Genomic DNA, 17,472 nt, shown 5'->3' with positions numbered 1-17,472 from the left:
CACGAGCTGTAGTCTCTTTGCGTTTTCAGAAATTATGAATACACCGGTTTTCAGGTTCGGCCTTCTGACGTGTATTCGTCGGGAGCCACTGTAACGCTTGATAAAGGAATTCAGAATCTACGTTAACGGCTTCAATCACCCCTAATGTTGGAGAAATAGCAAAAGGTAAAGTTGACTGTAAACGAATAACTTTTCCTATTGATGCCACTCTGCCAAGACCTATCAAATTTTTTGTTAGATCATATCTTTCTGAATGCTCAGAATGAACTAGGGAGCTAACAATCCTAGGGTTCTTGCTAATAATATTACCATGTTCATCAAAATCACCAATTCCGAGAAATGGAATGCCGTGCTTGGCTTCGGGTGGTGCTCGATGGCTTGGATGAGGGTCTATTACATTGGCAATAGATGAAAGCTGCCTTTTTACCCACCCTTGTTTTAATTTTCTGTTCTCTTCATAAGGATTAAGCAATGTCTGCATAGCCCCTTGCTTAATTTGCTGCTTTTTGATGATCTGCTGCTCCAGCGACTGGATTAGGGCATCCATATCGCTTATAGCTTCAACAATTACGTCCTGTTCATGTCTTGGAGGCTTAAAAAAAACAAAATTTTTGACTAAGCCTGTGTCTAAAACACCAGCGCTGTTACCCGCAGAACTAACTAACTTAAGTAGAGAGTTCTCCATTGCCAATAAGTATATGGTTAGATATTTTGGATTGACTGATCGATCAGGAATAAGAGCTTTTACATCTTGATTAAAGCTGACAGGGGCAACAACCAAACCTGCTCGTATGCAAGAGTGTAAAGCGCTTCCACGTACTAATAGAAGTGTTGCATTTATGGGTGCCATTTTACTACCAGCTTCTACTCCTTGTTCTGTTAGAAACTGATCGGATGTTGAGATTTCTAAAGACTTTAAGGTTGATCCGCTTATCCAAGGTATAGAACCTTCCCAGTACTCAGCATTACCCCTATTAGGGGTACCACCAGAAACCCACTTAGTAACATCTCCAATGGTAGAGACCTCCCAGTCAGTAGGAACTATTTTGGTCACAGTGTGTTTATGCTCTGACTTCAGTTCCATACAAACCCCATCTTCACCAGATGTTTACCCACCGCCTGTTCCAGCCGCACCACTCGCTGGTTAAATTGCGGCAACGAAGTTTCATAGCGATCCGCCAGCTCTTTAATCCGCTGGGTCAGCCGCTGGCTGATGCGATCCATCTCGGTATGCACATCCCGGTCAATGGTCATTAGCCATTTGTCGTCCACCACCAGCTGTTTGATCTCGTCTTCTGTCAGCGCCGGGTAGTGCTCATACAGGGCTTTATCCAGTTCCAGCTCTTCATGTTTGATCGCCCTTTTTTCTGTGGCGATATCGTCCAGCAATTCCAGATAGCGGTTCAGCACCACAATCTCTTTCAGATTGTCCCGGTCTTCGTTGTTGGGACGTGTCGTTCGGTCAATCAGCGTCAGGGCATCCGACCAGAGCAACCGACAGGTTTTGCGCCATTCTTTGATAGTGGCTTCGGTGGTCAGGAACTCATTGAGAATATCTGTCTCCTCACGATCCTCCGTGCGCTTCAGGCGATCCTTCACCGCTTTGGCGGTGATGGTGCCTTTGCTGTTTTTCAGGGCATCCAGAAAGCTGTCGTTTTTCAGCTCATTAAAATCGTCAATGGTGGTTTCCAGCCGCTTTTGCAGCACGGTGTATTCCTGGTGTGTAGCGGCATCCAGCGCTGCCCACGCCAACTCCTGATACTCCATCAGTACCGCAGTAGCCTCGGCTTTACTGCCAACGTCGTTTAATGCCCCATCTTCGCCGCTGTGCTCTTCCTGCAAGGTTTCCAGTTGGCTTTCCAGCTGCTCTTTATGGGCAATCAGCTGATCAATGGCAGCTTGCTCTTCAGCAAAGTAACGGTTAATCACCAGGTATTTGGGAATCAGGTCGCAGGTCCAGCCTTTAATCACTTCTTTGCCTTTTTTAACCTCGATGATTTGATAGATTTTCGCTTCCCAACCATCGGCAGAGATCAGGTAGCAATCGTCCTGCATGGTATCTGCCCAATAGTTCATCAGGTGCTGGTAAACATCGTACTTGTCCAGCAGCGGTTTGCCGGTGTAGGCGCTCAGCAGTGATTCGCTGATCTCCTCAATCATCGCCTTGGGTTTGCAACCGTCATCCTGCTGCTTCAGGTAGGTTTGGGTGGCGGTTTTCCAACCACTGAATACCTGGTTCATCGCTTTGATATAAGCGACAAATTCCGTATGTTGGTAGATGATTGGCTTCAGCGCTTCGGTACTGACCTGGAGCGAGTAGTAATCTGCCGAGCGGGCAGCAGTGGCAAACAGCGTGGTTTTCAGGGTCGGGAATACCTGCCAGTAGTGGTGCAGGGCATCAATATCTACCTTGGGAATATCGCCGTGGAGATGAGCATCGATATCCTGAATATCTTCCGCCACGGAGCTATCTATGTATCGGGGGATATTGAGGTTGAATTCGTTTTTGCGGATTTCATCGTAGCTCACCATACGACTGTAACCGTCTATGGCGATCTGCCTGTTGAACACATCGACAATTTTATGGATATCCATCTCCCGCAGACGGTTCTTATTGCCATCTTTGATAAAGCCTTTACCGGCATCCACCATAAAGATGCCTTTGCGTGCCGATGCGCCTTCTTTATCAATGACAATCACACAGGCCGGAATGCCGGTGCCATAAAACAGGTTGGCAGGCAGCCCGATAATGCCTTTGATATAACCCCGTTCCACCAGGGACTGACGAATCGTTGCCTCGGCATTACCCCGGAACAACACACCATGAGGCAGAATACAGGCACCTTTACCATGGCTTTTCAGGCTGCGGATAATATGCAGCAGGTAAGCATAATCGCCGTTCTTGGCCGGCGGCACGCCGTAGCTCTGGAAACGGTAGTGCGGGTCCTCTTCCGCATCCACACCACTGCCCCAGCGTTTATCGCTGAACGGCGGATTGGCCACCACGAAATCGAAGGTTTTTAGGCTGTCACCCTCGGTAAACAGCGGGTTGGCCAGGGTGTTGCCCTGGCGAATTTGTGCGGTGGGGTTGTTGTGCAGAATCATGTTCATCCGCGCCAGACCGCTGGTGGTGGCATCTTTCTCCTGGCCGTAGAGGGAAACGTGTTCACCGGCTTCGTCCGCCACTTTCAGGAGTAATGAGCCGGAACCACAGGTCGGGTCGTACACGGAGTAGCCACGGCTATCGATTTTCTCAATATCGATCACCTTGGCGAGTATGCGGCTCACTTCCGCCGGCGTATAAAACTGCCCTTTGCTCTTGCCACTTTCGGAGGCAAAGTGACGCATCAGGTATTCATAGGCATCGCCGAGAATATCGTCGCCATCGGCCCGGTTCTTACTGAAGTCCAGGTCTTTGCTTTCAAAAATAGCGATCAGGTTGGTGAGTTTTTCCACCATCTCTTTGCCGCTGCCGAGTTTGTCCGGATCGTTAAAGTCCGGCATCCCGGTGAGTTTGTTGGCATCACGCAAGGGAATGATGATTTTCTTATTGATGTCGTCGCCTATGGTAGGCTTGCCTTTCAGGGCAACCATATCCGCAAAGGTGGCACCTTTCGGGATTTTCACCGGCGGGCTGAACTGACCGACAAATTTATCGCTGATATATTTCACAAAGAGCATCACCAGCACATAGTCTTTGTACTGGCTGGCATCCATCCCGCCCCGCAGCTCGTCGCAGCTGGCCCAGAGAGATGAGTACAGTTCGGATTTTTTAATCGCCATAGGGTGCTTTACAGAAGATGATATGAATCGACGCTACCGCCCGTGGATTTTACCGCCGTCTTTTATTGACTTTGGGAAGCATGGGACCAGATAGCTCAGAGGTGGAGTTTTGGGTAATCAGTCATTGTACGCAGGTAAGGTGTTTGGTGGTAGTCGTGCATTTGCGAAGGGAAAGGGAAAAGCTGTCCACTTTGGGTATGAACAGGTTCTGAGCTAATTTCGCAACCAACGGATTATTTAAACAAGAAAGGGCAACTCTTCAACAGGTAGCTCCACCTTCATTGTCCGGGCTTGTCCAGGTACCCGACTAATCAGGCCAAGCTGGTGCAGTTTCACCACCATTTGATGCACGGTGGGTGGGGTAACCTGAAAATACCGCTGCAAATCCTTTTCTGCTGGTGGCATGCCGTTGATCTTCGTGTAGTAGTAAATAAACGACAGGTAGTGGCCTTGCAGTGGCGTATAGGGTGGTTTCTTTGAACTCATAGTTAGTGTTTGAATTTCACAACATGGTGAATGGTTGCGTTTGAGAAACAAGTGACTGCACCCGATTCATTTTCTTACTGATATGGGCTAACAGCAGGGCAGCAAGAATCGCTGCTTCCCTTTCGCCGTATTCAGTATCGCTATCCACCAGATCCACTATGGCTTTATAGGTGCGCAGTTTGACCGGTTCGTCACTCTGGCTGAACATGGCGGCGTGGGTGGCGTGCATAATCGCTTTTTCAAATTCTATGCCCAGAATTTTGGTGTAGTTCCTGGCGTGTTTCTCGCATTCCTTGCCTTTCATGGTGCTGATGGCCTGGGCCAGTTTGAGGTCAGGCAGTTTGAGCAGGTCGCGGGTTTTCATGGTTTGAAAGCACTTCTTATGCAGTGGTTGAGGTGGGAGTTTATTCGATGGTTGTGGGAAAACCAAGCTGTACCAAAAAGATACAAAAAAACGGCACCATTTTCCCGTATAACATTCACCACAAATTGCAGCAAAGGTACAGTTTGGTACCGTTTTTGAGGCTCAGGTTACAATCAAATTGTAACCTAAAAAATTTTCAATCAGTCTTACTCATTGATTTCATTGTCAAAATTGTCCGAATGAAATTCGTACCACATATCATGAGTCAGTAGTTGTATATTATGTAACTTATTGATTCTTGTCGTCTTTAAATATCCCTTTTATAACGATTAAGTATCATTTAGTATCATATAAAGACGTTATTTGTAACCTAAATTGCAACCTGAAAATAATAATTTGATACATAGGGATATTGTTGTATGACTATTTCCTGCCAAAAAAGGAAGCGGAAAAGCGGTAATGTTTATCGTTATGTGGTGACTGTTCGCAAGAAACACTTTTCCGCTACGGAGAGCCTGACTTTCCCAGATAAAGCATCAGGCAGAGCCTGGGCAAAAGCCGTTGAAGAAGAAATGCAGGAACAGTCGTTAAATGCCGAGCAGGACAGCCTTCGATATGAGTCTGCTAAATCCAGGTCAGGCGATATTACTTTGAATCAGTATCTGGAAGCGTATTGCCGGAAAATGGAATCGCCTCCGAAAAAGAGCCGAATCAGTTATCGGGATATGCAGGCCATCAAATTCTGGCAAAAATGCTGGTTAACTGAGAAACGCTCAAAAGAAATTACTGGAGATATGTTGATTGATCTTCTGGATGAGCGATTAGAAAAAGTAACGCCTGCCACCAACCATCTTTATGTATCTGTGTTGCGTCGTGCTTTGGATTTTCAAAAACGGGTTGGCCTGTATTTCAGACGGTTTATTACCGATGATCTGATGAAAGAGCTTTGGAAGCTGAAGCTGGTGGGCAAGTCGAAAGAAGACGATACGCGCCCAACAGAGCATCAGCTGTATCTGCTTTATAAAGAGTTTCTGGAGGGGTACAACAACCCAAGGGCAAAAGTACCTTACCACCATCTGATGTTATTCAGCATATACAGTGCATTTAGGGAAGGGGAGATTTGCAATATTCGCTACAGCGACCTGGATGTGGAAAACGGCGAGGTCATTATCCGGGACAGGAAAGACCCCAAGAAGAAATACGGCAATCACCAGAAAGTGCCACTGTGCCCGGTCTGTCTAGAGATCATTGCCATGCAGCCCAGGATTAAAGGTGAAGACCGGATTTTTCCTTACAAGGCGCAGTCGATATCAACCAAATTTTCAGAGCGAACCAAGGCGCTGGGATTCCCGGAGTTGCGGTTTCACTCTTTCCGCCATGAGGGCATTTCCCGCTTCTTTGAACAGAAAATGAGTATTCCGGAGGTGGCCATTCGTAGTGGTCATAAGACCTGGGATAACCTGCGCCGTTATACCCACCTGATCCATCGGAATCCACCGGATTACTGGGCTGTTTGTAAGGCAATGGAAGAGAATTATTGGGCCAGAAATGAGTGTCTGAATTCTCGCTGGCAGCAGGGAATTGTAAAAGGGGCTGAGCACAGCGCAGATATTATTGTGCTGTATCGCTAATAGCCCTATCGTTATGGACAATAATACTCCTCCCGCTTTTCGCAAGATCAGCGCACCGGTTACTCATACGTTTTAAATGGCCAATCTTGCGACAAAGCAAGCGTTAATGCCGGGTTCAGCCTATACCAGCCTGAGTTCCAATCGTTTTCCCATCACTTCGGCCGCGTGGGACAATGTTCTGAGATTCAGACTTGTATTGTCTGGATCAAGCAGCCGATCCAGTTGTGAGCGACTGGTTCCAAGCAGTTTGGCAAAAGCGGATTTGTTCACACCTTCTTTCTTCAGGTACTCATCAATCTGCCAGGCAATAACCCGTTTCATGGCTTCAGCCTGACATTCGGCCAATAGGCCATCTTCTGCCAGGAAGTCATCAAAGTTGCTTCCGATGTGAGGATTGCTCATTGTTGCCTCCTTTTATTTTCTCAATACGTCGTTGCGCCGTAACTTCGCCAACTCAAGATCACTGGCCGGGGTCTTTTGGCTTTTCTTAATGAAGGCGTGCAGTAACACCATTTCACCGTCAGCGACAGTAAACAGTACACGGGCAATTCTGCCGCCTGTCAGGTCACTGCGCACTTCCCAAAGCCCCTTATCCAGCTTTCGAACTACCGGCATGCCAATAGGCCAGCCGATTTCAACAGTCTTGATATCTTGCCCCACAGTCCGGCGATCTTCGCGGGTTAGAGCCTTTAGCCAGTCAAGCACTGGTTCATGGCCCGATTGTGTGGCGTAGAATCGAACAGAAATCACTTTCATTGGTTTGTACCATTTTAGGTACATTCTAGCTGAAAAAAACTTCAGGTCAAATTTATATAGGAAGGATCATAAATATAGCCGGGTTTTGCCGGTAAGATGATCTACCGGCAGTAATGTTGCATGTCATGAACCTGTTCCCACCTTTCGCTTTCATTCCTGAGACATCTGGCCAATGGTCACATTTGTGCTAATCTGGTGTAATATTGCACCACAATGGATAGGCAGGAGATGACCCATGGCCAGGCAAAGTATTACCCTCACCTCACCCAATGACCAATGGTTGCAGGCTCAGGTTGAGAGCGACGAGTATGGCAGTAAAAGTGAAGTGGTGAATGACTTGATTCGTCAGGCCAGGCGGCGTCAGGAGGCGACAGAATCGCTTCGGAGTGCGCTTATTGCCGGTGAAAACAGCGGGATCAGCAACGATACAGTAGATGATATCCGGGATCGTGTATTAGCCCGGAGAGTCAAGCATGACTAAGTACCATCTATCGGTGGAGGCCGGACAGGATATTGAGCGAATATTTGAGTTTGGTCTTGATTGCTTCGGGTATGAGCAAGCCAGTCGTTATCTGGATGGCCTGGAAACGCATCTGAACTCACTCGCGCGTCACCCAAATCATTATCCTGCTATCCGTCATATTCGTGAAGGTTATCGGCGTAGTGTGTATGGAGTGCATGCTGTCTATTACTCTGAGCTTGACGATGGGGTTTTGATTGTTCGTATTTTGGGAAGGCAGGATTTTGTCGAAGCCTTGAATGTATAGAGCTTGGCAGCTAAAGAGAGCAAGGGCTGGTTTTGTTCAAGGATTGAGCGATGCCGGGAAAATAATATTGAGGTGGTTGTGATTCCAGAGCGGGAAAAGTAATGCCGGTATTACTGACCGGCAACACCCTTAAATAACACCTTGGACCTTTTCCCACGTCTTCCGGTATCGCTCATGCCGGGCGTCAATATAAACCGCCAGGTCTGAAATCTTCACCATCCACGGCGATTTCTGGCTGTTCATGGTGCGCACCACCGGAACCGGCAGCTTTTGAGAGGCTGCAGCCAGCTTCGCCCGTTTTTCACACATGCCAAAGAACTCCTGGCAAACGTCTTCCAGTGGCACGTAGGGCTTTTCATACTTGGCGAAGAGCATCAACTCGGTATTCATGGTTTGTCTCCTGTTTAAAAATTGATATCCGTATCAAAAACGTCAATGCCAGCAGGCATGGTTTGAGTTGGTTTTGGTCTTTCTGCAGGGTTATGATTCCAGGCGCTGGGTGTATCGGGTTTTACGGTGAAATCGAAGCTTTTTATGCGATGCCACCGGCCCTCCTTAAGCACCTCAATACGACAGGGCTCTTTCATATCATTCTGTTCAGTCAGGTGCTGGTAAGCATCTACCGTCAGCTCTGGCACCGGAGCCTGCTCAACCCGCTTTACCCACCACATGACCGCTTTCTGCCGGGCGTAACCACCATGCTGGAAACAGACCCATTCCCGAATAGTCTCAAAACCGCAGCGATATGTGACTTGCAGAGAAGGGGGCTTGCCAAACTTTTCATGGATGCTGTAAAAAACCTCGTCCACCTTCAGCCATTCCGGTTCAATCTGGTTGGCCAGCAGTGCGGCGCTGGAAGCCTCTGCTTCATGCTTCTCCCGTTCCGGAAACTCATAATGGCAGGCAGGGCAAATCCGTAGGCCAGCCAGGATCAGTTCAAAACACTCCGGGCATTCCTTAACCGGTGGTTCCCCGGTGCCTTTGCCTGCTTTTATATGGTCAACGGTGATCCGGTCGATAGGGCCATGGCGTTCTACATTTCCGCCATAATCCAGTATCAGGCAGTCAGTCTTACCAGTGTCTGGGCTGATACGAAGGCCGCGGCCTAATATCTGCACGTAAAGTCCGGGTGATTTGGTGGCGCGGAGTAGGGCAATCATATCGGTTAAAGGTGCGTCAAATCCGGTGGTCAGGACGCCTTGACTGGTGAGTACATTTATCTTTCCTGCTTTATAGTCCGCCAGTATCCGAGCGCGGGCATCTTTTGGGGTTTCCCCGGTAATACATTCAGCACCGATGCCTTCAGCTGTCAGAAGTTCCTTAACCTGTTCAGCATGGGCGACACTGACGCAGAAGATCAGCCACGCTTTCCGCTCCTGACCGTACTGGATGATTTCTGCCACGGCCTTTTCGGTGACATCGTTTTTGTTGACTGCTTCCTCCATATCGCTCGCCAGATAGTCACCCTGTCTAGTTCTGACGCCAGCAAGATCAATTTTCTCTTTTCCTGCTTTGGAACGCAGAGGCGATAGAAAACCATCGTCAATTAATCGCTGAATGTCGGTCTCGTAGACAATCTCATCAAACAGTGGGTTTTTGCCTTCTGTGAGCAAGCCCTGTTTCATCCGGTAAGGAGTGGCTGTAAAACCAATAATTTTCAGTGCAGGATTAATGTCCCGAAGACCAGCAATCAGTCGAGAGTACATCGTTTCTGAACTTTCGCTATTAAGCAGATGGCATTCATCAATAATGAGTAAATCACAATGGCCTAACTGCTCTGCTCTTTTATGAACATTCTGGATGCTGGCAAACAGTACCTGAGCATCGGTATTGCGGGAATTCATAGAGGCTGAGTAAATGCCCGTCGGGGCTTCTGGCCACTGGGCAATAATCTTTTCATGGTTCTGCTCAATGATCTCTTTCACATGGGAGAGAATCAGGAAGCGCTGGTCTGGCCAGTGCTGTAAAACCCCATGGATAAAGTCAGCGATGATCACTGACTTGCCGCCGCCGGTACTGACGCAGACCAAGGGGTTACCCTGAGAAGCACTGAAATATTGATAGATCGCATCAATGGCCTCCTGCTGGTACCAGCGGAGTTCAAAAGCCATTGTCGAAGCCCTTCATCTGGTTGATGATCTTATTGGCCACTCGTTCTGTTGCTTTACGGTCGACGGATGTTGGTTTTCTGTCGTCAGCTTCCCTGGCCATCAGCATTTTGTCCGCAATGGTGTAAGCAAAATTCACCGCCGGTTCAATGGCGCTGCCACGGTTACAGGTAAACTCAGCCATCAGGGCGGCAATGGCGAACAAGTCCCGGAGTTGGATGGTTTGGTTCTGAAACTGTTCTAACTGTTTTTCCAGGTCGTTGATGGTTTCATCGCAAGCGGCTTGAGCATATTGCTCAAACGGTGCTGTATCTTCGATCAGGTAGTGGGTAACCCGGGGGTAGAAATTACCTTGCTGATAATCCGTGATACAGAGTCCACTTTCTGAATTGAGGCCGATCAGGTCAATTTGATCTGCCGCAGGCGGTGTGCTGGCTGGTATGAAGCGATAGCGTTTTGAATGATCCATAGCTCATTTTCCTTCTCATTGATTATTTTCAATCGTTCCATCGAACTGGGTTTTCAGTCCTGCCAGCTTTTCATCCGTCAGCAGGCGCTTGTCTTCTACTGCCTGAATTTCCTGAGAGGAGAGCTGGCCTTTATCTGTGCCAGTTATGAATTCCTCTCTCGTTGATTTCAGGCGATAACGTATCCAAAACTCATCGCTATCAATGGGCTCAGCAAATTGCTCTAAGAGGTAAGGGTTATAGAGGTGGAGTTCACAACCTGACATCTGAACCGATTCCGGGATTTCCATATCATGACGGGCGCAGTGCCACTGGCCATCTTCAACGGGTGTGCTGTGCAGGCAGGTACGACAATTAACCGCAGGGGCTTTTTGTCCGTGGCAGATGGCCTGATGGTCGCAAAATTTGCAGAGGTACCAGCTGGGGTCTTCACTGATTTTGCTCAGAGGACGGTCGCTGGCAATAATGCATTCCGCTTTCTCAATGGCTGCTTTGCCAATAACAGGATCAAGCCGAACCCGCTCACCATACAGCTCATCCGTATTTTTGTTCACGGCGATATAGAAGGCTCGGGTCAGCTGAGGGTTTGCCAGGTACATATACACCTGCATCTGTATAAAGTGTTCTGGCTTGGCTTCCTCTACACCTTTTTTAACCAGGTTATTGAAGGACTTCTCATTGTGGGTTTTCATCTCAATCAGGTGCCAGGTCCTGGGGGCTTCGATAAAGCCCTGGCCCACACCATCAAATGAACCACCAAAATGCCCGTTGCAGGCCGAGATTCTGAACTGCTTACCAGTGGCCGGATCGGTTTCAAAAACTTTGATGCCCACATTACGCAGATCAGCAACAAACCGTTCTTCTGCCAGATGACCCGTTTGGAACAGTCGCAGCAGTTGGCCTCCATGCTTCACATCAGTACACCAGCGAAAGGTATACCAGAGCGCCCGGTCACAGGGGCGACCAATAATTGAACCGCCCAGATGGGCCCGGAATGCACCACCCTGGTTGTCCTCATAATGCCGGATAATCGCTTTGATGGTCGTTTTGTTGGGTTCGGGGATTTTCACAATGCTTCACCTTCCCTGGCTCTGAGCCTATTTCTGTTTTCTGTTTAACCGTCTGGCCATTCGCTGGGCTTTCCGTTTTCGCTTTCTCTCTGTTTTGGAGGGTCGTCGTTTGGTAAATTTTGGTCTATCGAGCTTCCGGGCGGAGGTGCCCGTAGAGTTAAAAAACATAAATTTCATTCCCTGAATGAAGGGGGCAAGCCCCCTTGGTACTAATGACGAGTTACTTCTGCCCCCAGGGCGGTGCTGCGTACTGAGTTGCCGGATGGGGTGGTTGTTGGGCAGACGCCGGATTGTGGACAGGTGTCTGTTGCTGAGGTGCAGGTGCGCTCTGCATGGGTTGACCACCGGCACTGATCCACTTCTTGACTTCATTCTTTGGACCAAAGCCCGGGTCTTGTTTCAGCACAACGACGATTCGGATCACCTGCTGTAACAGCTGTTCAGTGTCGTTTATTCGGGGCTGGCCAACCGCATGGGCAATACGGCTGATCTCTTTCCTGCCAATCTCTTCCGCTTTCGGACTGCTGTTGACGATGTTGTGCTGAGACCAGAGTTTACGGCCTTCAAACTGGCCTTCCATCACCGTGTAGGTGAGCTTCACCATCTGGCCACCGGACTTGGTATTATCCAGGGAGGCCTCAGTGATCATGGTCAGGTATTCACCGGGCGGCAGGGGCTCAAACTCATCCGTTGGATCGTAGTCGTCTGCATTAAAACCTAACTGTGCCATTTCAATCTCCTTATTCAGTGGCTTGAGGTCATAGCGTCGCTGAAAGCCTGCCAGTCCAGGGGGAGTTCTGCTGGCAGTCCATAGCGATTCTTGGCGATAAAGCCGGGTTTGGCTTCGGTATAGAGGTAGCGCTGGCCGGTGCTTATGCCCCGGGTTTTGGTTTTATTGAAACCGGCTTCTTCTTTTTCGATGACGGTCTTGTAATCAGCGAACAAGATGCAATCCACGGATTCCTGCACCAGTTCGGAAGCCCGTTTGTGCAGCTTGATCTGGTACCGGTCATAACTGTCGGTGGTCGGGCTCTCAAACCGTTTGATCTCGGAATGGGCGATCAGAATAAAGGCCATACCTTTTCGTTACGCAGGGCTTCCAGTCCATCCAGCAGTTGGCGCCAGAGATTCAGCGCCTCCAGAAAGCCTCGTCCATAACCAAAGTCTTCAATGGCCTGGTACCGTTCGCCCTTTGAGCCAACATACGTATCGCACAGGTGCTGCCAGATCATCGGTTCCAGATGATCCAGACTGTCGATCACCAGCGTCTGATAGTGATGGTCGGATGAGTAAAGAACCGTGATGGCATCCAGAACATCCTGGAATGACTGCATCATGGGGAAGGCGTCGACTTCCAGTTTGCCCAAACCATCTTCGGTACAGATAAAGATCGGGTTCGGTGCACCGGCGGCCAGGGTGGTTTTACCAAGCCCTGGGCCACCATGAACCACAATCCGGGGAGCCTTGATGCCGGTAGAGCGGCTGATGGATTCAAGTGAAATAGCCATTACTGAACCTCCAGCCGTTCAAACTTGACGCTGACTTTCTTTGGTTTGGTGGTAATGGCCTGGGAGACCAGTTGGTAATGGGCGAGATTCAGTTGTTGCAGGCTTTTCAGTTGCCGGGTGTTGACTTCCAGTTTGCTGCGGATCACCGACTGGGCGATATCCGCAGGCAGTTGTTGTCGAACGGCCGCCCATTTTTCTGAATCCACTACACGACTCATTCCGGCGACGGTGGTCACCTTGTAGTAATCGCCTTTGACCGAAAAACTGCCTTCTTCTTTTGTGCCGACCAGCTTGCAGAGCTGCTGCTCAATAGCCATGCGTTGTTCTCTGGCCTGGTTTTCTGCCTGTTTGGCAACTTCCAGTTCATGAGCCAGTTGGTCCAGTGGATGGGGCGAGGCAGTGGAGGGGGTTTCTTTCATAGAGTGTCATCCTTTTTGTTATTGGCTTTCTTCAGGGCGAACGAACCCGGCAGGCATCAGTGGCCTGTTTTTCAGTGTCAGGGTGAGTTCGTCTGTTGAATCGATGGCGTACATCCGTTCAGCCATCTGCTATCAAATATGTTCCTTAACTGATCTGTATGTCAATACCAAAAAGATACATCTTATAAAAATAATGAAAATGCGAAATAAGATCAGTGAGTTGGGAAAGGTATTTTTTGATACAAAACCCCCTTCTGGCTAAGAGGGGGGGGAAGATAAATTGAGAAATGTATCAACTGAGCTTGGTATTGATGCTGACCACGACACCGCAAATATGACCGTCTTCCGGGAATGGCATGGTCGTGTATTGCGGGTTCAGTGGTTTGAGGAACAGTTGGCCATTATCCCGCACCAATTGTTTTAAGGTGACATCATCGGTTCCCGGCAGGCGAACGACCACGTACTGCCCGGGTTGTGGTTCCAGGGCGGGATCAATCACCACCCGGCTGCCCGGAAGAAAACTCATTTGCCCAGGATATGGGCTGACCATCGAGTCACCCTGAACAATCAAAGCATAGGCACCATTGCTGATCCGGCCGTGATAGGCGGTGTATTCGGTGGTGTCATCCACTGGGGCGTACAGTCTGCCATTGTCGTTAAAGTCACCCGCCTGTACCCAGGAAATGACCGGAATGCTCCGGGTGCCTTCAATGTCATAGCCCGAGACTAGCAGGTTGCCATGGGTTTTCAGTTGGCGGGAGTCGTTGGCGGTCTCGTGGTAGATATCCAGCCAGCCGTGGGGCTTATTGAAGCCGTATTCAATTTCCCGGGCAATTTTGGAGCCGATGCTGCGTGTCGGGTTCTTGCCCATAAACCGGCTGACCTGAGTGGCGGGGCGTCCGATCACTTCCGCAAAGTTGGCCAGTGTTTTTCCTTTCTCGGCCAGCAAGCGGGCGTTGTGGCGTCTTATTTCTTGTATGTCCATGACTCTATTAAACCGTACAACACCAAAAAGATACACCATCAAAATAATACAATTGTACTTGTTATTAAAGTATCATGGTGGTACATATTTAGGGCGTTATTCGTCTGAATCGCAGGAGGCGACCATGAAACGACGATAATGGACTACCCGCCGCAACGCTCTACCCATTTTAAAAAACTAACCCGATCACGGGCAGGGACGCTTTTGTCTCTGAAAAATGGACATCGCCACAAGGACAATAATATGGATGTGACACTTCCCAATACCACCACGGAAGCGTGGAAGCTGAATGAAGCCGGTCTCTCTATTGTGCCACTCGGTTCCCCATTTGAAGAACCGCCTGCATGGTTTGTAGACGGTCGCTGTTCAGGAGATAAAGAGAAAGCAAACGTCGAATGGCCAAAAGCTCCCCGGTTTCGCTGGAAGCAGTATCAGGATAAAGCACCGGACGACAGCACCATTGATAACTGGACCAACCTCTACCCACATACCAATTGGGCGATCATTACCGGATACGGTGTGGTGGTCGTGGATGCGGACAGTAAAGAAGCGGTGCAGTTTATTGAAGAAGGTGCCATTACCCGGACGCCATTGCGAGCAACCACCAGTAAAGGCAAGCACTACTACTTTCGGGTCAACCCGGACTATCCCGTTCATAACTCAGTCAGAAAAAACAAGATCGATCTGCGCGGCATTGGTGGTTATGTAGTAGCGCCCGGCAGTACCCATGCAGACGGTACACTCTATCAATGGGAAACGGACGGGTATATGGATATCAGTGATCTGCACGATCTGCCCATGCTGATGCCTGTGGATATTGCCACCATCAATGGCTTCAATGGGCAGGCTGCAGAAGCCAACGGGTGACCTGGGGTTCTCCACGGATCAATACCCATTACCACACGACGGAAGTAATCTGGCAGAAGGACAGGGGAGAAATAATGCAGCAGCGAGTATGGCTGGCCAGTTGCTCCGGCAGAATTCTTCACTCAGAGAAGTCAAAGCCATTCTGGATCAATGGAACCAGTCTAATAATCCACCGTTGTCTGATGCTGAGCTGAATACCACCATTGCCAGCATTTCCCGCACCCATAACAACAATAACCCTGGTTCCTCCATTCTTATTGAGCCACTGCCCAGCAGTAAGCCAGAGTTCGCTTTTAGCCATATAGAGGAACTGGTTAAAGGCGTGAAACCAATTAACTGGCTGATCAAGGGCTTTCTGGAAATGGACAGCCTTTCCCTGATGTTTGGAGAACCAGGTTGTGGGAAATCCTTCTCAGCCATTGATCTTGCTTGCTGTGTGGCGACAGGCAAGGACTGGCATGGCAAACCTGTCAAGCAATCGGGGCCTGTCTTTTACATTGCCGGGGAAGGCTTCAATGGCCTCTCCCGTCGCTTTATGGCCTGGCAGAGCTTTTATGGCTACAACCTGCGCAATGTGCCGCTGTATATCAGTCAGTGTTCCGCTGCGTTGACCAGTCTGGCCAGTGCCCGGGCGGTCAGTGACAGCATTGAAAAAATAGTCAGTGATACTGGAGGTGTTACGCCTTCCATGATTGTCATTGATACCCTGGCAAGAAACTTCGGGCATGCGGATGAAAATTCAACTCGGGAAATGAGCACCTTTATTGGTCACATTGATGAGTATCTGCGTTCAAAATATCGCTGCAATGTACTGATCGTCCATCATACCGGCGTGGGCTCGAAAGATCGCGCCCGGTGTAACAGTGCGCTCAAAGGTGCGCTGGATGCCGAGTATGCGGTGGTTAAAGCAGACGATGAAATCAAGATTACCCCCAAAAAAATGAAGGACGCTGATGAGCCGGATGAAATGAACTTTCAGTTTGGCTCTGTGCGTCTGCCCTTCAATGACGAAGAAGGCGAGCCGCAATACAGCTGTGTTCTGCAATACCTGGATAAAGCCAATGCACTGAAGATCAAGCAGCAAGAGAACCGCGAACATATTCGAGAGCAAGGCCGGTTACAGGCAGAAATTCGGATCGGGGAAAAGCAAAAGCGGGTCATCCAAACACTGGAAAGATTGATTGGTGAAGCAAAAGCGACACTGGTTAGAGCCGACAGAAGTCCCGGCCTTGCCAGGATCGAAACAAGGAATTTGCGTGATGCCTGTTTTCGGGAGGGTTTCATATCCAGCAAGAACTGGTCTCGCACATTTGATGCCTTGGTAGAGTGTGAGTTTTTGATGATGGATGCGCCGTTTATCTCTATTTCTGAAAAAGGTCAGTCTGTGATTTCAGAGAAAAAATAAAGGGCTCGGGTGAGGTAATGTACTGTTTAAAAAACAGTCAATTGCCTCCTTTCTTAATAACTTATGAGGATTCTTTATATTGAGGCTCCTCTCTTTTCCTCAAAACTTCTTATTTTTCAGGTGATTAACCGTAGCGGATGCCTTTAGCCGCCACCTCACCTTCCCCACACTGGATATATATATATCCAGTGGGAGAATGAGGCAGGGAAGCATGAAGGTCAGACACAGTAATACGGAAAGATTCTCCGGGAGAAAAAGATTAAAAGACAGAGAAAGCAAAGTAATGAAAATAATAATAGGAATAGATCCGGGGCTGACGGGAGGTATTGCGGTTCTGGATAGCAAAAACAAGGAATTAATCAGACTGGAAGATATGCCCACCTCTCCGGAAGGAAGCAAGCGGAAAGTCAACGGCTTTGGCCTGATGAAAATATTTGGTGGCTATACCCGGCATCAGGTAGAGATGGTTTATCTGGAAAAGGTAGGAGCAAGGCCAGGGCAGGGAGTAGTCTCCATGTTTAACTTTGGCCGTTCGTATGGTGCTGTAGAAGCAGCAATTCCCGCAAAAAATAGAAAAATGAAGATTTTCCCTTAATTGTTTTATTGATTTTTTAGACACAACCAGAACCATCAGAAAAAAACTGATCAATAGGTTAATTTAAATACACTGAAGAAAATGGTTTTTTATTGGTAATTATGCCGTATCAGGGAATAAACTCCGGATGCTTATCATTTTTCGTTTTGGCTGTTCACCAGGTTTAACTTGCTTGCCTTTTGCTTTTGGTTCAGGTGCTCCCTGCAATATCAGCCCCTTCATGAATAACGCCCAAGAACTAACCACGAAAATCTCAAAGAA

The 17,472-nt window shown here is 48.7% G+C and carries 21 protein-coding genes; 6 read left to right on the top strand and 15 right to left on the bottom strand.

Going from position 1 to position 17,472, the window contains the following annotated elements:
* Positions 1-25 precede the first annotated feature (25 nt).
* From ACO6VE_RS22150 to ACO6VE_RS22135, 4 genes are all read right to left on the bottom strand, one after another.
* Complete coding sequence (locus tag ACO6VE_RS22150; RefSeq protein ID WP_422463476.1) at positions 26-1,084, bottom strand: restriction endonuclease subunit S; 1,059 nt, start codon at positions 1,082-1,084, stop codon at positions 26-28.
* The gene (locus ACO6VE_RS22145) at positions 1,075-3,783 is read right to left on the bottom strand and encodes a type I restriction-modification system subunit M (RefSeq protein ID WP_422463474.1); all 2,709 of its coding nucleotides are present in this window, start codon (positions 3,781-3,783) and stop codon (positions 1,075-1,077) included. Before ACO6VE_RS22145 ends, ACO6VE_RS22150 begins: the two co-directional genes overlap by 10 nt.
* 237 nt (positions 3,784-4,020) lie before the next feature.
* Positions 4,021-4,269, bottom strand: a complete 249-nt coding sequence (locus ACO6VE_RS22140) for a LexA family protein (protein ID WP_422445523.1) — start codon at positions 4,267-4,269, stop codon at positions 4,021-4,023.
* A 16-nt stretch (positions 4,270-4,285) separates the two neighbouring features.
* Positions 4,286-4,633: a hypothetical protein gene (locus ACO6VE_RS22135; protein WP_422445521.1), complete on the bottom strand. Its 348-nt coding sequence runs from the start codon at positions 4,631-4,633 to the stop codon at positions 4,286-4,288.
* Between the two features lie 419 nt (positions 4,634-5,052).
* On the opposite strand from ACO6VE_RS22135, the gene ACO6VE_RS22130 reads away from it, so the two are divergent.
* On the top strand, positions 5,053-6,264 hold the full coding sequence (locus ACO6VE_RS22130; RefSeq protein WP_422463472.1) for a tyrosine-type recombinase/integrase: 1,212 nt from the start codon (positions 5,053-5,055) through the stop codon (positions 6,262-6,264).
* A gap of 120 nt (positions 6,265-6,384) precedes the next feature.
* Here the strand turns inward: ACO6VE_RS22130 and ACO6VE_RS22125 are convergent, their stop codons facing one another.
* Together ACO6VE_RS22125 and ACO6VE_RS22120 are read right to left on the bottom strand one after the other, a co-directional pair.
* Positions 6,385-6,666 carry a Fis family transcriptional regulator gene (locus tag ACO6VE_RS22125; protein WP_422445515.1) on the bottom strand — a complete coding sequence of 94 codons (282 nt, stop codon included), beginning with the start codon at positions 6,664-6,666 and terminating at the stop codon, positions 6,385-6,387.
* Positions 6,667-6,678: 12 nt separating this feature from the next.
* A complete protein-coding gene (locus ACO6VE_RS22120) occupies positions 6,679-7,020 on the bottom strand; it encodes a type II toxin-antitoxin system RelE/ParE family toxin (protein WP_422445513.1) in 342 nt (113 codons plus the stop codon).
* A gap of 235 nt (positions 7,021-7,255) precedes the next feature.
* Between ACO6VE_RS22120 and ACO6VE_RS22115 the strand changes: the two genes are divergently transcribed.
* Both ACO6VE_RS22115 and ACO6VE_RS22110 read left to right on the top strand, forming a co-directional pair.
* Entirely contained in the window at positions 7,256-7,501 is a 246-nt protein-coding gene (locus tag ACO6VE_RS22115; protein ID WP_422445511.1) for a type II toxin-antitoxin system ParD family antitoxin, read from the top strand.
* On the top strand, positions 7,494-7,787 hold the full coding sequence (locus ACO6VE_RS22110) for a type II toxin-antitoxin system RelE/ParE family toxin (protein WP_163369594.1): 294 nt from the start codon (positions 7,494-7,496) through the stop codon (positions 7,785-7,787). Before ACO6VE_RS22115 ends, ACO6VE_RS22110 begins: the two co-directional genes overlap by 8 nt.
* 129 nt (positions 7,788-7,916) lie before the next feature.
* On the opposite strand, the gene ACO6VE_RS22105 is transcribed toward ACO6VE_RS22110, so the two are convergent.
* The 9 genes from ACO6VE_RS22105 to ACO6VE_RS22065 form a co-directional block, all read right to left on the bottom strand.
* Positions 7,917-8,177 (bottom strand): pyocin activator PrtN family protein, encoded by a 261-nt coding sequence (locus ACO6VE_RS22105; protein WP_422445507.1) that lies wholly within the window; start codon positions 8,175-8,177, stop codon positions 7,917-7,919.
* A gap of 14 nt (positions 8,178-8,191) precedes the next feature.
* Entirely contained in the window at positions 8,192-9,898 is a 1,707-nt protein-coding gene (locus ACO6VE_RS22100) for a DEAD/DEAH box helicase (protein WP_422463470.1), read from the bottom strand.
* Positions 9,888-10,364, bottom strand: coding sequence for a hypothetical protein (locus ACO6VE_RS22095; RefSeq protein ID WP_422445503.1), 477 nt, complete (start codon positions 10,362-10,364; stop codon positions 9,888-9,890). The genes ACO6VE_RS22100 and ACO6VE_RS22095 overlap by 11 nt, the downstream gene beginning before the upstream one ends.
* Before the next feature lie 15 nt (positions 10,365-10,379).
* Entirely contained in the window at positions 10,380-11,432 is a 1,053-nt protein-coding gene (locus tag ACO6VE_RS22090) for a hypothetical protein (RefSeq protein WP_422445501.1), read from the bottom strand.
* A gap of 220 nt (positions 11,433-11,652) precedes the next feature.
* Positions 11,653-12,162, bottom strand: a complete 510-nt coding sequence (locus ACO6VE_RS22085) for a DUF669 domain-containing protein (RefSeq protein ID WP_422445499.1) — start codon at positions 12,160-12,162, stop codon at positions 11,653-11,655.
* 14 nt (positions 12,163-12,176) lie between these two features.
* A complete protein-coding gene (locus ACO6VE_RS22080; protein WP_422445497.1) occupies positions 12,177-12,509 on the bottom strand; it encodes an AAA family ATPase in 333 nt (110 codons plus the stop codon).
* Positions 12,494-12,940, bottom strand: a complete 447-nt coding sequence (locus tag ACO6VE_RS22075) for an ATP-binding protein (protein ID WP_422445495.1) — start codon at positions 12,938-12,940, stop codon at positions 12,494-12,496. The genes ACO6VE_RS22080 and ACO6VE_RS22075 overlap by 16 nt, the downstream gene beginning before the upstream one ends.
* On the bottom strand, positions 12,940-13,359 hold the full coding sequence (locus ACO6VE_RS22070) for a DUF7173 family protein (RefSeq protein ID WP_422445493.1): 420 nt from the start codon (positions 13,357-13,359) through the stop codon (positions 12,940-12,942). The genes ACO6VE_RS22075 and ACO6VE_RS22070 overlap by 1 nt, the downstream gene beginning before the upstream one ends.
* Positions 13,360-13,651: 292 nt before the next feature.
* Complete coding sequence (locus tag ACO6VE_RS22065; protein WP_422445491.1) at positions 13,652-14,344, bottom strand: LexA family protein; 693 nt, start codon at positions 14,342-14,344, stop codon at positions 13,652-13,654.
* A gap of 138 nt (positions 14,345-14,482) precedes the next feature.
* Between ACO6VE_RS22065 and ACO6VE_RS22060 the strand changes: the two genes are divergently transcribed.
* The 3 genes from ACO6VE_RS22060 (at position 14,483) to ACO6VE_RS22050 (ending at position 17,211) form a co-directional block, all read left to right on the top strand.
* Positions 14,483-15,211, top strand: a complete 729-nt coding sequence (locus ACO6VE_RS22060) for a bifunctional DNA primase/polymerase (protein ID WP_422463468.1) — start codon at positions 14,483-14,485, stop codon at positions 15,209-15,211.
* Complete coding sequence (locus tag ACO6VE_RS22055; RefSeq protein ID WP_422463466.1) at positions 15,183-16,616, top strand: AAA family ATPase; 1,434 nt, start codon at positions 15,183-15,185, stop codon at positions 16,614-16,616. The genes ACO6VE_RS22060 and ACO6VE_RS22055 overlap by 29 nt, the downstream gene beginning before the upstream one ends.
* A 283-nt stretch (positions 16,617-16,899) precedes the next feature.
* Positions 16,900-17,211, top strand: coding sequence for a hypothetical protein (locus tag ACO6VE_RS22050; RefSeq protein WP_422463464.1), 312 nt, complete (start codon positions 16,900-16,902; stop codon positions 17,209-17,211).
* Positions 17,212-17,472 lie beyond the last annotated feature (261 nt).

Origin of the sequence: Endozoicomonas sp. ALB115 (assembly GCF_049310245.1) — a bacterium.
In the GTDB taxonomy this organism is placed as follows: Bacteria; Pseudomonadota; Gammaproteobacteria; order Pseudomonadales; family Endozoicomonadaceae; genus Endozoicomonas.
Note: the sequence above shows the minus strand (reverse complement) of the source record. Positions and strands in the feature narration are given on the sequence as shown.

Excerpts from the sequence above, each read along its gene's own strand:
- ACO6VE_RS22095 (WP_422445503.1), bottom strand. The coding sequence starts at position 10,364 with ATGGATCATTCAAAACGCTATCGCTTCATACCAGCCAGCACACCGCCT.
- ACO6VE_RS22145 (WP_422463474.1), bottom strand. The coding sequence starts at position 3,783 with ATGGCGATTAAAAAATCCGAACTGTACTCATCTCTCTGGGCCAGCTGC.
- ACO6VE_RS22110 (WP_163369594.1), top strand. The coding sequence starts at position 7,494 with ATGACTAAGTACCATCTATCGGTGGAGGCCGGACAGGATATTGAGCGA.
- ACO6VE_RS22085 (WP_422445499.1), bottom strand. The coding sequence starts at position 12,162 with ATGGCACAGTTAGGTTTTAATGCAGACGACTACGATCCAACGGATGAG.
- ACO6VE_RS22135 (WP_422445521.1), bottom strand. The coding sequence starts at position 4,633 with ATGAAAACCCGCGACCTGCTCAAACTGCCTGACCTCAAACTGGCCCAG.
- ACO6VE_RS22080 (WP_422445497.1), bottom strand. The coding sequence starts at position 12,509 with ATGGCCTTTATTCTGATCGCCCATTCCGAGATCAAACGGTTTGAGAGC.
- ACO6VE_RS22050 (WP_422463464.1), top strand. The coding sequence starts at position 16,900 with ATGAAAATAATAATAGGAATAGATCCGGGGCTGACGGGAGGTATTGCG.
- ACO6VE_RS22125 (WP_422445515.1), bottom strand. The coding sequence starts at position 6,666 with ATGAGCAATCCTCACATCGGAAGCAACTTTGATGACTTCCTGGCAGAA.
- ACO6VE_RS22150 (WP_422463476.1), bottom strand. The coding sequence starts at position 1,084 with ATGGAACTGAAGTCAGAGCATAAACACACTGTGACCAAAATAGTTCCT.
- ACO6VE_RS22075 (WP_422445495.1), bottom strand. The coding sequence starts at position 12,940 with ATGGCTATTTCACTTGAATCCATCAGCCGCTCTACCGGCATCAAGGCT.
- ACO6VE_RS22130 (WP_422463472.1), top strand. The coding sequence starts at position 5,053 with ATGACTATTTCCTGCCAAAAAAGGAAGCGGAAAAGCGGTAATGTTTAT.
- ACO6VE_RS22065 (WP_422445491.1), bottom strand. The coding sequence starts at position 14,344 with ATGGACATACAAGAAATAAGACGCCACAACGCCCGCTTGCTGGCCGAG.
- ACO6VE_RS22055 (WP_422463466.1), top strand. The coding sequence starts at position 15,183 with ATGGGCAGGCTGCAGAAGCCAACGGGTGACCTGGGGTTCTCCACGGAT.
- ACO6VE_RS22115 (WP_422445511.1), top strand. The coding sequence starts at position 7,256 with ATGGCCAGGCAAAGTATTACCCTCACCTCACCCAATGACCAATGGTTG.
- ACO6VE_RS22060 (WP_422463468.1), top strand. The coding sequence starts at position 14,483 with ATGGACTACCCGCCGCAACGCTCTACCCATTTTAAAAAACTAACCCGA.
- ACO6VE_RS22120 (WP_422445513.1), bottom strand. The coding sequence starts at position 7,020 with ATGAAAGTGATTTCTGTTCGATTCTACGCCACACAATCGGGCCATGAA.
- ACO6VE_RS22070 (WP_422445493.1), bottom strand. The coding sequence starts at position 13,359 with ATGAAAGAAACCCCCTCCACTGCCTCGCCCCATCCACTGGACCAACTG.
- ACO6VE_RS22100 (WP_422463470.1), bottom strand. The coding sequence starts at position 9,898 with ATGGCTTTTGAACTCCGCTGGTACCAGCAGGAGGCCATTGATGCGATC.
- ACO6VE_RS22140 (WP_422445523.1), bottom strand. The coding sequence starts at position 4,269 with ATGAGTTCAAAGAAACCACCCTATACGCCACTGCAAGGCCACTACCTG.
- ACO6VE_RS22105 (WP_422445507.1), bottom strand. The coding sequence starts at position 8,177 with ATGAATACCGAGTTGATGCTCTTCGCCAAGTATGAAAAGCCCTACGTG.